This window comes from Mycobacterium sp. NGS63 (genome assembly GCF_059812295.1).
Genome location: NZ_JCALCJ010000004.1, coordinates 123,205 through 137,044 on the forward strand (window position 1 = coordinate 123,205; position 13,840 = coordinate 137,044).

13 protein-coding genes and 1 pseudogene are annotated in these 13,840 nt (G+C 70.8%); 8 read left to right on the forward strand and 6 right to left on the reverse strand.

The window, feature by feature from the left end:
* Positions 1 to 119: 119 nt before the first annotated feature.
* Complete coding sequence (mbp1, locus tag AC5Y4Z_RS11045) at positions 120 to 356, forward strand: microaggregate-binding protein 1 (protein ID WP_499963582.1); 237 nt, start codon at positions 120 to 122, stop codon at positions 354 to 356.
* A gap of 47 nt (positions 357 to 403) precedes the next feature.
* Here the strand turns inward: mbp1 and AC5Y4Z_RS11050 are convergent, their stop codons facing one another.
* The 3 genes from AC5Y4Z_RS11050 to AC5Y4Z_RS11060 are packed head-to-tail and all read right to left on the reverse strand — an operon-like array spanning position 404 to position 2,926.
* A complete protein-coding gene (locus AC5Y4Z_RS11050) occupies positions 404 to 1,168 on the reverse strand; it encodes an endonuclease/exonuclease/phosphatase family protein (RefSeq protein WP_499963584.1) in 765 nt (254 codons plus the stop codon).
* A gap of 4 nt (positions 1,169 to 1,172) precedes the next feature.
* Positions 1,173 to 1,946 (reverse strand): PIG-L deacetylase family protein, encoded by a 774-nt coding sequence (locus AC5Y4Z_RS11055; RefSeq protein ID WP_499964748.1) that lies wholly within the window; start codon positions 1,944 to 1,946, stop codon positions 1,173 to 1,175.
* Between the two features lie 35 nt (positions 1,947 to 1,981).
* On the reverse strand, positions 1,982 to 2,926 hold the full coding sequence (locus AC5Y4Z_RS11060) for an acyl-CoA dehydrogenase family protein (protein WP_499963586.1): 945 nt from the start codon (positions 2,924 to 2,926) through the stop codon (positions 1,982 to 1,984).
* Between the two features lie 185 nt (positions 2,927 to 3,111).
* Here AC5Y4Z_RS11060 and AC5Y4Z_RS11065 point away from each other — a divergent pair, with 185 nt between their 5' ends.
* The gene (locus AC5Y4Z_RS11065) at positions 3,112 to 3,693 is read left to right on the forward strand and encodes a nucleotidyltransferase (protein WP_499963588.1); all 582 of its coding nucleotides are present in this window, start codon (positions 3,112 to 3,114) and stop codon (positions 3,691 to 3,693) included.
* Positions 3,694 to 3,813: 120 nt separating this feature from the next.
* On the opposite strand, the gene AC5Y4Z_RS11070 is transcribed toward AC5Y4Z_RS11065, so the two are convergent.
* Both AC5Y4Z_RS11070 and AC5Y4Z_RS11075 read right to left on the reverse strand, forming a co-directional pair.
* On the reverse strand, positions 3,814 to 4,071 hold the full coding sequence (locus AC5Y4Z_RS11070) for a DUF7218 family protein (protein WP_499963590.1): 258 nt from the start codon (positions 4,069 to 4,071) through the stop codon (positions 3,814 to 3,816).
* A 40-nt stretch (positions 4,072 to 4,111) separates the two neighbouring features.
* Positions 4,112 to 6,232 (reverse strand): catalase, encoded by a 2,121-nt coding sequence (locus tag AC5Y4Z_RS11075; protein ID WP_499963592.1) that lies wholly within the window; start codon positions 6,230 to 6,232, stop codon positions 4,112 to 4,114.
* Between the two features lie 108 nt (positions 6,233 to 6,340).
* On the opposite strand from AC5Y4Z_RS11075, the gene AC5Y4Z_RS11080 reads away from it, so the two are divergent.
* The 3 genes and pseudogenes from AC5Y4Z_RS11080 to AC5Y4Z_RS11090 all read left to right on the forward strand — a co-directional run bounded on the left by AC5Y4Z_RS11080 (position 6,341) and on the right by AC5Y4Z_RS11090 (position 10,045).
* Positions 6,341 to 7,372: a chemotaxis protein CheB gene (locus AC5Y4Z_RS11080; RefSeq protein ID WP_499963594.1), complete on the forward strand. Its 1,032-nt coding sequence runs from the start codon at positions 6,341 to 6,343 to the stop codon at positions 7,370 to 7,372.
* The gene (locus AC5Y4Z_RS11085) at positions 7,365 to 8,123 is read left to right on the forward strand and encodes an STAS domain-containing protein (RefSeq protein ID WP_499963596.1); all 759 of its coding nucleotides are present in this window, start codon (positions 7,365 to 7,367) and stop codon (positions 8,121 to 8,123) included. Before AC5Y4Z_RS11080 ends, AC5Y4Z_RS11085 begins: the two co-directional genes overlap by 8 nt.
* Before the next feature lie 81 nt (positions 8,124 to 8,204).
* Positions 8,205 to 10,045: pseudogene (locus AC5Y4Z_RS11090) on the forward strand (CheR family methyltransferase).
* Between the two features lie 16 nt (positions 10,046 to 10,061).
* Here AC5Y4Z_RS11090 and AC5Y4Z_RS11095 read toward each other — a convergent pair.
* Positions 10,062 to 10,946, reverse strand: coding sequence for a chemotaxis protein CheB (locus AC5Y4Z_RS11095; protein ID WP_499963598.1), 885 nt, complete (start codon positions 10,944 to 10,946; stop codon positions 10,062 to 10,064).
* A 178-nt stretch (positions 10,947 to 11,124) separates the two neighbouring features.
* Between AC5Y4Z_RS11095 and AC5Y4Z_RS11100 the strand changes: the two genes are divergently transcribed.
* From AC5Y4Z_RS11100 to AC5Y4Z_RS11110, 3 genes are read left to right on the forward strand one after another with little or no spacing between them, the layout of a single operon-like run.
* Positions 11,125 to 12,297: a glycosyltransferase gene (locus AC5Y4Z_RS11100; protein WP_499963600.1), complete on the forward strand. Its 1,173-nt coding sequence runs from the start codon at positions 11,125 to 11,127 to the stop codon at positions 12,295 to 12,297.
* Complete coding sequence (locus tag AC5Y4Z_RS11105; RefSeq protein ID WP_499963602.1) at positions 12,294 to 13,379, forward strand: helix-turn-helix transcriptional regulator; 1,086 nt, start codon at positions 12,294 to 12,296, stop codon at positions 13,377 to 13,379. Before AC5Y4Z_RS11100 ends, AC5Y4Z_RS11105 begins: the two co-directional genes overlap by 4 nt.
* A 22-nt stretch (positions 13,380 to 13,401) precedes the next feature.
* Positions 13,402 to 13,839 (forward strand): SRPBCC family protein, encoded by a 438-nt coding sequence (locus tag AC5Y4Z_RS11110; RefSeq protein WP_499963604.1) that lies wholly within the window; start codon positions 13,402 to 13,404, stop codon positions 13,837 to 13,839.
* Position 13,840 lies beyond the last annotated feature (1 nt).

Consider the following 13,840-nt stretch of genomic DNA (forward strand, 5'->3'; position numbering starts at 1 on the left):
GCCCCGCCGTGGCCAGGGCCGATCGCGGGCAATCGGCCCCAGGGTGTTTGGCGCGGCGGCGCGCGGGAAGCCGGTAAGGCGAACGACCAAGACGCAACCAACACAGGGAGGTCGACCCCATGGGAGATGACAAGAGCGGACCGCAAGAGGCCGTCAAGGGCGCGGTGGAAGGCGTGAAGGGCAAGGCGAAAGAGGTCGGCGGAACCGTCCTCGGCCGCGACGACATGGTCGAGGAGGGCCAGGCCCAGCAGGACAAGGCCGACGCCCAGCGCGACGCGGGCAAGAAGGAAGCCGAGGCGGAGTCGGCGCGCGCCGGCGCCAAGGCCGCCGAGGAGCGCCAGAAGGACAACCAGTAAGGCCGATCCCGCGGGGCCCGGTCCGGCTAGCCGGACCGGGCCCTTGCTCATGCCCGTCGCAGCTCGACCACCAGCGGCCGGTGATCCGAGATCGGCATCGCGTCGGCGCGCACCGCGCCGCCGCGCAGGGTCTCGTCGTCGGTCAGGATGTGGTCGAGCTGGCGGTGCGGCTTGTCGGCGGGAAACGTCGTCGCCGCCGCCAGCGGCCGCATCCCCGACCAGCGGTGCGCGGCCCGGGGCGTCATGTTCAGGTCGCCCATCAGCAGCCGCGGGCCCGGGAAGCCGCACAGGTCGCGGACGAGCCGGCGCAGCTGGCGCCGATTCCAGCCGGGCACGAACGACAGGTGGGTGTTGGCCACCGTGAGGCCGCCGCGGGGGGTGTGCAGCTGCGCGATGACGGCCGCGCGGGGTTCCTCGTCGACGACCGTCACCCGGTTGGGCTCGCGCAGATACATGGGGAACCGCATCGGGATGCGCGGCAATCGCACCACCTGCCAACTGGCCACCGGGAACCGGGACAACAGCGCGATCCCGTAAGCCGCGGTGCCGGGTTGCTCATGGCCGGTGGCGGCCATCCAGGTCGCGCCGGGCGTACCCGAGATCGCCGCCACGAACCGGTGCTCGACCGCCCCCATGGCTTCGGCCGCGACGGCGGTGAAGTCCGCGCGATCCGAGCGCGGCTGGTCGAGGTCGACCTCCTGCAACCCGAGGATGTCGGGATCCAGACGGCGCACGCAGTCCGCTAGCCGCCGCGGGTGCACGCCGTCGCCGACGGAGCGGCCGTGCAGGATGTTGAACGTCGCCACGCGCATGCGCCTACCGGAAGACCACCTCTCCCACCGCAAGCAACCGCTGCAGGACGAACCCCGGCAACACCGGCGGTATCCCGGCCGCTCCCGGCTCGAGCTGGCTCCGAAAGCACCGGGCCGCAAGGCGTTTGCGGGCAAGCGCGCCGGGCGGCACGCGCACGACGTTGGCCCGCTGCCACGGCACCGCCGGGTCGGCCGGGCCGGCCCAGTGCCACATCCACACCGGATATTCCAGCAACGGGGCGCCGGTGCGCTCGCACGCCCGCGCGGCCGCCCGCCCGACGGCTTCGTGGTCGGGATGCCCGTCGCCGCGCCAGGTGGCGGCGCACCAGGTCCCCGGCGCGGCGTCCGCGAGGATCCCGGTGAGCAACTCGGCGATGCCGTCCTCGTGGTCGGCCAGCTGCCCGTCGGGCAGGCCCAGCGACACCGGCGGGGGTGCCCCTAAAACGCTTGTCGCCCTGCGCAGTTCGTGTCGTCGGGTGATTTCCAGGCGGGTCCGCTCCGACGGCCGCGCCGCGGGCCGGGCCGCGCCGCCGTCGCTGACCGAGACCACCCGGACGTCGACGCCCGCGGCGACCAGCTGCGCGGTCGTCGCGCCGAGCCCGAGCGTTTCGTCGTCGGGGTGGGGCGCGACGACGACCAGGCCCGGGCATGCGCCGAGGTCCAGGGGTGGCAGCGGGTGGGCGTCGAGGGCGGCCAGCCAGACCGGCACCGGGGTGCCGCCGCGGGTCAGCGGCTTCGCCGCAAACTTCGCGCAGTTGCTGGCCGGGAGGGTTTCCACCAGTTCCGCGGCGCCCACCGGGTGCTCGAGCGTGGTCATCGCTGCCGCCCGGCGAGCCGGCCCAGCTCGGCCAGGTCCCGCTCGGCGTGGCTCTGGCGGATGTAGATGGTCAGGTCGGCGACGCGCTGGGCGTGCCGGCCGTCCTGGCACAGGGGGCCGGGCCCGAGGGCGCGGCCGGTCCGGGTGATGGCCTCGTCGGCCGCGTGCTCGACGACCGTGCGCGCGCGATGGGCCAGCAGCTGCGCCGTGTCGGAGCGGTCGAAGGGATCGGCGTCGATCTGCGCGGCCGCGGCGGCCAGGATCGCGTCGCCCGCGGCCAGGGCGGCGTCCACGGCGCCCAGGTGCGCCAGCGAGTACGCGTCGGCCGATTCGCTTGTGGCGCAGCGGTACAGCGGCTCGGCGACCCGGCGCGCGCCACCGAGCCAGCACGCGGCCACGCCGATGGCGCCGTGCCAGAAGCCGGGCCTGGTGAAGTACTCGTCGGGGTCACCGACGGCCACGGCGTGGGCGTTGGTGAACTGCACCGCCCTGGTGTCGCTGCCGGCCATCCCGACGTTCCACCAGGTGGTCGGCAGCGCCTTGACGGCCGGTTCGCTGACCGTCACCGCGAACAGGCCGCACCTGCCGTCATCGAGGCGGGCGGTAACCAGCGCGTGGCTGCAGAATCCGGCGCCCGAGCACCACACCTTGGTGCCGTTGAGAATGATCGCGCCGCCGCTGATCTCGGTGGCGATCACCCTCGCGTCGCACGACTCCGCCGCCCACACGCCCCACAGCTGCCCGGAATCGGGGGGCTTGCCGCCCAGCTCGTGCAGGATCGCGACGGCGTCGACGTGGGCCTCGGCGATGCGGGCGGCGACGACGTCCTCGTCGGCCAGCAGCGCCAGGCGTTGCCAGCGTTCGGCGGTGCGTCCCGAGGCGGGCAGCGGCAGCTCGAGTCGTCCCGAATCGAGCCAGTGCTGCACCAACCCCGCCGTCACGCGCCGTCACCCACCGCTCCGCGCGCGGGCACCGCGACGGCCCGGCCGTAGGCATGGCGGGCGCGGCAGGCGGCGGCTGACATAACTGGAGAACTGCCCAATCTCACTGGCACTTAAACGAACGACTCGCAGGCCAGGCACCGATCGGGTTGCCTACGGCCCGCGCCGGGTATGACCTATGCACCATGGCACCCATCGAGACGCCCGCGGCCGCGGCGGCGCCGGCCTCCTGCTCGCAGCTGCGAGAAGCGTTGCGCAAGGCCGCCTCCGCGCTCAAGGAAAACGGGCCGCGCTTCGCGCTGGCCGGCACCTATGCGCTGTGGGCCTTCGGGGCGCCCGAACCCAGCCACGACGTGGACCTGGTGGTGGCCGAGTCCGACGTGGCCGGGGCCGAGAAGACCCTCGCCGACGCCGGCTTCGCCGTCGAACATCCGCCGGAGGACTGGCTGTTCAAGGCGCGCACCGGCGATACCGTCGTCGACATCCTGCACCGCATCAACGGCGAGCGCGTCGAGGCGGCGATGCTCGACCGCGCCGAGCCGCGCGACGTGCTGGCGATCACGATGCCGGTGCTGCCGCCCACCATGGTGGTCATCCAGAAGCTGCGCGCCCTCAACGAACACCACTGCGACTTCGCGAGACTGCTGCCGGTGGTGCGCGCGGTGCGCGAACGCCTGGATTGGCAGGACATCCGAACCCGCACCGCCGCCAACGATTACGCGGTCGCGTTTTTGGTGCTGGCCGACCGGCTCGGCCTCACCGCCTGAATACTCGGCGTTCAGTGTGAAGCGTGGGCATCGATTGTGAAGCCCGGGCGGAAACCGGCGCTCGAACCCGCCCCCTGTTCACACCCGAATCCCTGTGTTCACACTCAACACCCGCGCCGGTCAGTGATTGCGCAGTTTGGCGACCAGCTTGTCCTTGGTCAGGCTCGAATACCCGGACATGCCAAGCTCTTTGGCCCTCTTCTTCAGCTCCGGAACCGTCCAGTCCTGATACGAGCCGGACTTGCCGCCCTTGCGGCCGACCGACGACTTGCCCCGGCTGGCGGCCGCGTTGGAGATCCGCGCGGCCTTCTCCTTGGAATCGCCCTTCTTGCGCAGATCCTGATACATCTTTTCGTTCTTGATCGACGAACGTGGCATTCTTCATCCTCCTTTTGCGGTGTGGAAACCCTGGTGACGGTCAGGCCGGCACGGGGTCGGTTTGGCGCTCCCAGCAGCGGTGGCGCGCCAGGGCGGCGGCGAGTTCCTCGGCGAACTGGTCGGGCAACTCGTCGGCGGCCGCCCGCGTCGTCACGACGGCCCGGTCGCTGACCACGTCGGTGGCCGCGTCGCTTTCGGCGGCCAGGCGGGCGTCGATGTTCGCGGCGCGCAGCAGCTTGATCCCGGCGCCGTACGCGCCGATCGGCTTGAGGTGCTTGTAGGCCTCGACCAAAAAGTGCACGGCGTAACCGTCGCCGGACAGCGTGGACACCGAATCCGGCCCGCATGCCACCACCACCGCGTCGTAGAGGACCGACGCCATCGTCGTGAACGCCCGGTCGACGGGCAGCTCGCCGCCGGACCCGCCGCGCAGCGTGCCACCCGCGACGGGGGCCAACACCTCGACCACCGCGCCGTAGGCCTCCATCAGCTCCTTGAGGCGTTGCGTGCCAACGACATCCACCCCGTCGGCGGCCAGCACCGCGATCTTGCGCGAGGCGATGGTGTCGCTGACGGCGATCTGCGACAGCGCGGGCGACGCGGTCACCTCGCCGTCGACCGCTTCGTCGGGCGGCGCGGGCAGCCCCAGCTTCGCCGCCACCCGGGTGGCCAGGTTGTGGTCGATGCGGGCGAGCTGGGCGACCACCGCCGAACGGATGTCGGGCACTTCCACCTTGCCGAGTTCGAAGGCGAACCCGGCGACGATGTGCTCGGCCTCGACCGGCGTCATGCTCTTCCAGAACATGCGCGCCTGGCTGTAGTGGTTCTCGAAGGACTTCGCGCGCTTGCGCATCGCGACGCCGTCGACCCGCTGTGTGTAGTGGCGGAAGACGTCCTCGTCGGCCAGCGCGGGGCAGCCGCCGCCAACGCTGTTCTTGTAGTAGCTGGACCGGCCCTGCGGGATCCGGTGCTGCCCATAGCCGTCGTGCTGGTTGGTGCGGACGTCGGCCACCGGCCGGTTAACCGGCAACTGCGCAAAGTTGGGGCCGCCCAGGCGGATCAATTGGGTGTCGAGGTAGGAGAAGTTGCGGAACTGCAGCAGCGGGTCGTTGGTGAAGTCGATCCCGGGCACCACGTTCGCGGTGTGAAAGGCCACCTGCTCGGTCTCGGCGAAGAAGTTGTCGGGGTTGCGGTTGAGCACCATCTTGCCGACCGGGCGGACCGGAACCTGTTCCTCGGGAATCAGTTTCGTGGCGTCCAGCAGGTCGAAGTCGAACTTGAACTCGTCGGCCTCGGCGACCAGTTGCACCCCGAGCTCCCACTCGGGGAAGTGGCCGGACTCGATGGCCTCCCACAGGTCGCGGCGGTTGTAATCCGGGTCCTTGCCGGCGATCTTCTGGCATTCGTCCCAGATCAGCGAGTGCACGCCGAGGCTCGGCTTCCAGTGGAACTTCACGAAAGTGCCCTCGCCGCGGTCGTTGACCAGACGGAACGTGTGCACGCCGAAGCCCTGCATCATGCGGTAGCTGCGCGGCAACGCGCGGTCGGACATCAGCCACATGATGGTGTGCAGCGTCTCGGGCTGCAGCGAGACGAAGTCCCACAGCGTGTCGTGGGCCGACTGCGCCTGCGGAATCTCGTTGTGCGGCTCGGGTTTTACCGCGTGGACGAAGTCGGGAAACTTGATGCCGTCCTGGATGAAGAAGACCGGGAAGTTGTTGCCCACCAGGTCGTAGTTGCCCTGTTCGGTGTAGAACTTGGTGGCGAACCCGCGCACGTCGCGCACGGTGTCGGCCGAGCCGCGCGACCCGGCCACCGTGGAGAACCGCACGAACACCGGCGTCCGGACGCCCGGTGTGGTCAGGAATTTGGCCGCGGTGTACTCGCCCAGCCAGTCGTCATACGGTTCGAAGAAGCCGTACGCGCCGGCCCCGCGCGCGTGCACCACCCGTTCGGGGATGCGCTCGTGGTCGAAGTGGGTGATCTTTTCGCGGGCGTGGAAGTCCTCCAGCAGCGTCGGACCCCGCTCGCCGACGCTCAGCGCGTCGTCGGTGTGGTCGACCCGGACGCCCTGCTGGGTCGTCAGATACCCGGTGTCGCGGCGGAATCGCGCCGGCTCGAGGTCGTTTTGCTTGGGATCGGGTGCGTTGTCTTTGCCCATTGGCTCCGGTTACCACCGTCCGCCGCACACAAAACCGGTACCACGTGCGTCTATCCACCGGCCGCGGGGATGCGTAGGCTTGATCGGGCGGGGTCGGGGTAGTCGAGAGTGGTGAGTGACGCGCCCAGTGAACGGGACGATATAGACGACGGCCTGCGGGGAGTGGTCGCGATCGGCGCCTCTGCGGGGGGCGTGGACGCGCTCTCACGATTGGCCGCCGGTCTTTCGGCGGATCTGCCGTACGCCTATCTGATCGTGCTGCATGTCCCCGCCGGGATGCCGAGCGTCCTGGCCCGCATCGTCGACCGCAGCGGCCCGCTGCCGGCGATGGCGGGTGAGCACGGCGCGCCGCTGCTGCCGGGCCACATCTACGTCAGCAGCCCGGACCGTCACCTGCTGGTCGCCGATCACCGGGTGGTGCTCTCGCAGGGGCCGACGGAGAACGGGCACCGGCCCGCCATCAACGCGTTGTTCCGCTCGGTGGCCGTGGCATCCGGGCCGCGCGCGATCGGTGTCCTGCTCTCGGGGGTGCTCGACGACGGCGTCCTGGGCCTGGCCGCGATCCGCTCGCGCGGCGGCGCCACCATCGGGCAGTCACCGGAGGACGCGTTGTTCCCGGCGATGCCCGTCAACGCGCTCAACGCGGGCGTGCTGGACCGGCTGGCGGCGGCGGCCGACGTCGGCGCGGTCCTCAAAGAACTGTCCTACCGGGAGATCGAGGAGCCGGACATGGAGCCCGACGCCGCGCTGGAACTGGAAAACCGCATTGCCATGACGTCCCGGTTCTCGACCGACTTCAACACCGCAGAACTGGGCGAGCAGTCCGGGTACACCTGCCCCGACTGCAACGGCTCGCTGGTCTCGGTCAGCGACGGCCAGTTTCGCTGCCACGTCGGCCACGCCTGGACGGCCGATGCCCTGCTCGCCGCGCGGGACGAGGAGGTCGAGGGCGCGCTCTGGGTCGCGCTGCGCAGCCTGCAGGAAAAGGCCCGACTGGCCCGCCGGATGGCCGACAAGGCCGGCCCCGGCCCCGTCTCGAACCGCTACAACGCGCTGGCCGAGGAAAGCGAACGCGCGCTGGCCGTGCTCAGCGACCGGCTCGCCGCCACCACCCCGCAAAGCGGTGATGCCGGTGGCTGAACGGCGTTCGGTCCTGCAGATCGACTCGGCGCCGCAACGTGGTGTGCCGATCCTGGTCATGGACGGGGTGCTGGACGGATCCACGTATCGGACCGTCCGCGACACCGTGATCAAGGCCGCACTCGACGAGCCGCGCGCGGTCGTCGTCGACGTCAATCGGCTGTCCGTGCCGTCGGCGTCGGCGTGGACGGTGTTCACCAGCGCCCGCTGGCACGTCAGTGTCTGGCCGGACGTGCCGATCCTGCTGGTCTGCGGGGAACCCGCGGCGCGCAGGGCGATCACCGCCGGCGGCGTGACCCGCTATGTGCCGGTGCATCCCACCCGGCTGTTGGCGCTGGACGCCGTGGCCGGCCAGCCGGCCCCCCTGCGGCGGCGGGCGCGCATCGAGCTGCCCGTCGCCGCGGCCGGCGTCGGCCTGGCCCGCGCCATGGTCACCGATTGGCTCACCCAGTGGGACCAGTGCGAGCTGATTCCGGTCGCGGCCACGGTCGCGACCGTGTTCGTCGAAAACGTCCTCGACCATACGCAGAGCGCGCCGGTCCTGATCGTCGAGAACTATCGCGACACCGTCACGGTTGCGGTCGAGGATTGCAGCGAACGGCTGCCCGGCCGGCACGAGGACGCCGAGCGCGGCGCCGAAGTCGTCTCCGGGTTGGCCATCGTCGCCGCGCTGTGCCGGGCGTGGGGCGCCACCCCGACGTCGTCGGGCAAGACGGTGTGGGCACTCGTCGGCCACGAAAATCAGCTTTGACGTCGCGAGTAGTGTTCAATTTCTTCCGCTCCTGCGGAATCTGCTGGTCTTTGGACGAACTGCTCTTGCGAACGGGACTACATGGACGCCACGACTGACGAGGCCTTCGAGGCGCTGCTGCGTTACATGCGCGATTCCCGCGGCTTCGACTTCACCGGCTACAAGCGCACGTCGCTGATGCGCCGGGTCCGGCACCGGATGGACCAGGCGGGCTACACCTCGTTCGAGGAGTACCTCGACGTCCTGCAGGCCGGCTCGGACGAATTCGCGGCGCTGTTCAATACCATCCTGATCAACGTCACCGCGTTCTTCCGGGACGCGGAAGCCTGGGAGTTCATCGGCGCCGAGGTCATTCCGCGGCTGCTTGCCGAGCGCGGACCCGGCGACCCGATCCGGGTGTGGAGCGCGGGGTGCGCGTCCGGGCAGAGGCCTACACGCTGGCCATGCTGCTGGCCGAGGGGATGGGTCCCGACGCGTTCCGGCAGCGGGTCAAGATCTACGCCACCGACATCGACGAGGAGGCGCTCAGCGAGGCACGCGTGGCGTCGTATGAGGCCAAGGCGGTCGAGGGGGTGCCCGCGGACCTGCTGGCGCGCTACTTCGAGCAGGTCAACGGCCGCTACGTGTTCCACAAGGACCTGCGCCGGACGGTGATCTTCGGCCGCAACGACCTCGTCAAGGACGCACCGATCTCCCGGGTCGACCTGTTGGTGTGCCGCAACACGCTGATGTATCTCAACGCCGAGACGCAGCGAAACGTGTTGGGGCGCCTGCATTTCGCGCTTGCGCCCCAGGGCACCCTGTTCCTCGGGCACGCGGAGATGCTGCTGAGTCACAGTGATCGCTTCGCCCCGCTGAGCCTCAAGAACCGCATCTTCCGCAAGGTCGTCGGATCCCAGGCCCACGTGGAACGCTACGACCCCGCCGCCGCCTTCTACGATCGCCACCCCGACCTACCGGGGCTGGCCACGGTGCGCGACTTGGCTTTTCGCGCCAGCCCGGTCGCCCAGATCGTCATCACCGGCGAGGACACCGTCGCCATGATCAACCAGCAGGCGGAGAGCATCTTCGGCCTGTCGGCCCGCGACATCGGCCGGCTCCTGCGCGATCTCGAGGTGTCCTACCGCCCGGTCGAGCTGCGCGCTTACCTCGAGCAGGCCAAGGTGGAGCGGCGCTCGACACGGATTCCGGACGTCAAATGGCAGCGGCCCGGCGTGGAGTCGGTGTGGTTCGAGATCCACATCAACCCGCTGGTCGACGCCGAGAACGGGTTGCTGGGCGTGTCGATCGTGTTCTTCGACGTCACGGCGACGCGCGCCCTGCTCGACAAGGTCGTGCAGACCAACCGCCAGCTGGAGGCGGCCTATGAGGAACTGCAGTCCACCAACGAGGAACTCGAGACGACCAACGAGGAACTGCAGTCCACCGTGGAGGAGCTCGAGACCACCAACGAGGAGCTGCAGTCCACCAACGAAGAGCTCGAGACGATGAACGAGGAGTTGCAGTCCACCAACGACGAACTGCACACCATCAACGACGCGCTGCGCGAACGCAGCGTGGAACTCGACGACGCCAAGAACTTCCTGGACTCGCTGACCAACTCGGTACGGCTGGGGATGGTCGTCGTGGACCGGGAGATGCGGGTGGTGGTGTGGAACCGGGGCTGCGAGGAGCTGTGGGGCCTGCGGGCCGACGAGACGACGGGGACCCGATTGACCAGTCTGGACATCGGGCTGCCGCTGGACGGCATCCGACCGTTGATCGGCAACGCGTTCGTCGACCCGGACAGCTCCGGTGAAACCGTGGTGGACGCCGTTAACCGCCGCGGCCGGTCCGCCCGGATCCGGGTGGTGTGCACGTCGTTTCAGTCGGCCGAAGGAACCGTCGGCGGGGCGCTGTTGCTGATGGAGGTCCTGGAGTAGGGGTGCGCGGGAGGGGCTATTGCCCCCACCGCGCGGCCGCCTCCGAGGCCGCTTGGTGAGCCAGCTGGGCGCGGCGCAACGACTCTTGGGCCCGGCGCCGTGCGAGGGCGACGGTCCGCTCGGTGGCGCCGAATCCGTCGGACAGATCCTGGCGCCTGCGCCGCAGCTCGCCAGCGCGCTGTCGGGCCATCTCGGCGCGGCTGGCCGCGCTGTTGGGCAGCCGGTCGGGTGACAGCGAATCCGTGCCGCCGCCCCCTGCGAGATGCCTGTCCATTGTTCCCCCTTCCGCGGTGGCCACGCCGCGTTCGGGCAGCGCGCCGCCCGTGGCGAGTTCGGCCAGCACGCGCCCGATCTCGTGAATCGGCAACACCAGGTCGGCGCCTGCGCGCGCCGCCGCGAGCGGCATTGACGCGTACAGCGCGGTGTCCGGGCTTTGCGCGATGACGATCGCGCCCGCCCGCCTCATCGCCGCGGTCCCGACGGCGCCGTCCTGACCGGAACCCGACAACACGACCGCCAGGCTGCGCGCGCCGTACGAGGTGGCCACCGACGCCAGTAGCAGGTCGAGGCGCCGCTCGCCGGGCGCCTCCATAGCGCGCAGGTGACAGCTGCCGTCGGGCTTCAGTTCCAGCTGCATCCGGGGCGGGCAGACCACCACCTGCCCGGGTGCCACCAGCTGACCGTCCAGCGCCCAACTGACCCGGTGGAATGTCTGCCGGCCCAGGATCGTAGGCAGGACGCTGGTAGAGCCGCCGAGGTGCTGCTGTACGACCACGGCGGCCGGAAACTCAGCCGGCAGGTCATGCAAGACGACCGACAACGCGTCCAGCCCACCCGCCGACGCCAGCAGGACCACCAGCTCCAGCGGCGGGCGCTGGGTGTCGCTGATCGCCGCGGTCATCAGCTCAGTGTCCTCCTCCGGGGCGGCCGCGCCGAAGCCCGGGCCCGCGCCGGAGATCCGCCGTGCGAAACGCCGGGACGGCAGGCGAAGGTCGCCGGGGGCGGCGTTTCGTTTGTACCGGGCGGGGTAGCACTTTGTTTGTCGTTTGTTTCCTCGCGCGAGCCCGAAGGGGGCGGCAGTGAAGATCGCGATCGTCACCGGTGACGACGTCGTCGGTGACGACCCTGCCCGGCTGGGCGCCGCGCTCGCGGCACAAGGGCACGAGGTGACCGCCTACGCCAGGCAGCAGGGCCGGCGCGCGAAAGCGCAGCCCGGGGGTGGCCATCGGTCGGTGCCGATCCGCGTCGGACCCCGCGCCGCCGCTTCGGCCGCTGCGGTGCTGCCGTACGTCGGGGAATGGGTGACCATCCTCGAACGCCTGTGGTCCACGGATCCACCCGACGTCGTGCACGCCTACGGATGCCTGGGCGGATTGGCCGCCCAGCTGTCGGCGCGGCGGCAGCGGATACCCACGGTGCAGACCTTCCAGGGCCTGGCGTCGCGTTCAGCCGCCGGCGAACCGGGGGGCGAGCACCAACGCATCGAGCCGCTGCTGGCGCGGGGCGCGACGTGGGTGACCGGTGAGTGCACCGCCGACGCCGACGTGCTGTCCCGGTTGCGCCACGGCCGGGCCCGGGTGTCCACCCTGTGCAGCGGCGTCGACGTGGACGAGTACAGCCCCGTGGGCCCGGCAGCCGCCCGCAACGGGCGCCACCGCGTCGTATGCCTGGGCCCGAATCCGTTGGAGTCCAACGGTTTCGACATTGCCATTCGGGCGCTGCCCAGGGTCGCCGACGCCGAGCTCGTCGTGGCCGAAACCGCCGGCGAACCCGGCCACGACGAGGCGCGCTCCCGGCTCGAGGGTCTGGCCGCCGAGCTGGGGGTGGCCGACCGGGTTAGCTTCGCGGGCACGGTCGGCGGCGGCATGCTGCCGTCGCTGCTGCGCTCCGCCGACGTGGTAGCGTGCACGCCCCGGCAGCCGCCGCGCTCGACGCCGGTGTTGCAGGCGATGGCCAGCGGGGTGGCCGTCGTCGCGCTTCCCGTCGGCGTCCTGACCGACGTCGTGGTGGACGGCGTGACCGGGCAGGTGCTGGCGCAACACGGTCCCGCCGCGGTCGCCGCGGCGCTGAGAAGCCTGCTGGCGCAAAGCTTCCAGTGCGAGAGCATGGGGGCGGCCGGCCGCAGCCGCGCGGTCTCCCGCTTCGGCTGGGACCGGATCGCGCTCGACTCGCTGAACATCTATCACCAGCTCGCCCCGCAAAACGGCGCAACGGCGAGGGCGCGCCCGGCGGGGGACAAGGCGATGCGATGACGACCGTCGCCGGGGACGCGTCATCCGGCGTCGGCCTGGTCGACGCAGTCGATGCTGTGGGCGAAGCCGACTCGATCCGAGTCGACCTGCGTCCCGTCACCCACGCGCCGGCGCGTGAGCCGGGGCCGGCGCAGCCTTCGGCGGCGGTTCGCTACGAGCAGTTCCGCACCGTCGAGCCCGAGGCGACCCGCCGGTTCTTCGCCGGCGCCTACGTGCCGGGCTGGCGCGTCAGCGGTCTCGGGAGTCCCCTGGCCGTCACCCACCGGCGCTGCGCGGCGGCCTCGCTGGCGCTCGACGAGGTGGTGATCCAGGGACGGCTGCTCGTCGAAATCCCGCCCGCCGACGGCGTTCTGGTGATCCAGCCCCGCGCCGGGTCGTTGACCGTGACGGGTGGCCCGTTCCCGAACGTGGACAGCCCGATCCTGGTCGCCCACGGCATGTCGTGCGCGCTGCGGGTCAACGGCGCCCGGTTCGACGTGGTGACCATCGCCGCCGATGCGCTGCGCAAGGTCGCCGCGGACTGGCAGGCGCCGCTGTCGCAGCAGATCCGCTTTGTGAACTGGCGCCCGCGCTCCCGCGCCGCCCTGCGCGCGTGGCACCGAGCCCTGGATTACGTGAGCGCGACCCTGGCCGCGCCCGACACCGCCGGGCAACCGCTGGTCGTGGCGGCGGTGGGTCCGCTGCTGGCCGGCGCGCTGCTCGAGTGCTACCCGTCCAACGTGACCGAGCAGGAGCTGGCCGGCGACCCCGCGATGCCGGAAACGCTCAGGGACGCGGTGGCCTTCATCCACCGGCACGCCGCCGGCGACGTGAGCATCAACGACATCGCGGCCGCCGTGCATCTGACGCCCCGGGCCGTGCAGTACCTCTTCCGGCGCCAACTCGACACCACCCCCACCGAATACCTGCGCCGCATCCGGCTGCATCGCGCGCACCAGGAGCTGATCGCCGGCGCGACGCGCAACTGCACGGTCACCGAGATCGCGCAGCGATGGGGCTTCGCGCACACCGGCCGGTTCGCGGTGCTCTACCGACAGACCTACGGCCAGAGCCCCCACACCACGCTCAAGCAGGTGACCTAGCGGCGCGTCTAGCATCGGTCGGATGGTCGAGATTCACGTGCAGAAAACGATCGCGGCGCCGGTGGAGCAGGTCTTTGATTGGCTGGCCGACCCGCCGAACCTGGCCGCCGCCCCGCTGGCACTCAGGGCCAGGTACGCCAATGATTCGCCAGGGCGCGAGGCGGGCGCGCTGCGCGAGGTGGTCTGTGTCGGCGCGTGGTTCCGGGAGAAGATCACGGCCTACGATCGGCCGCGCAGCTACACCTATCTCATCGTGCGGTCGTTCCCGCCGTTCCACCACGACGGCGGCACGCTGACGTTCACGCCCTCGGGCGAGGGCACCCACGTGGACTGGCTGAGCCACTACACCCACCCCGCCCGGGCCGGGGGCAGGCTGCTGGAGGCGGTCAGCTACCGGGTGCTGCGCTCGAGTTTCCTTGCCATCCTTGACGCCTGCGCCACGGCGCTGGAGAAACCGTGAG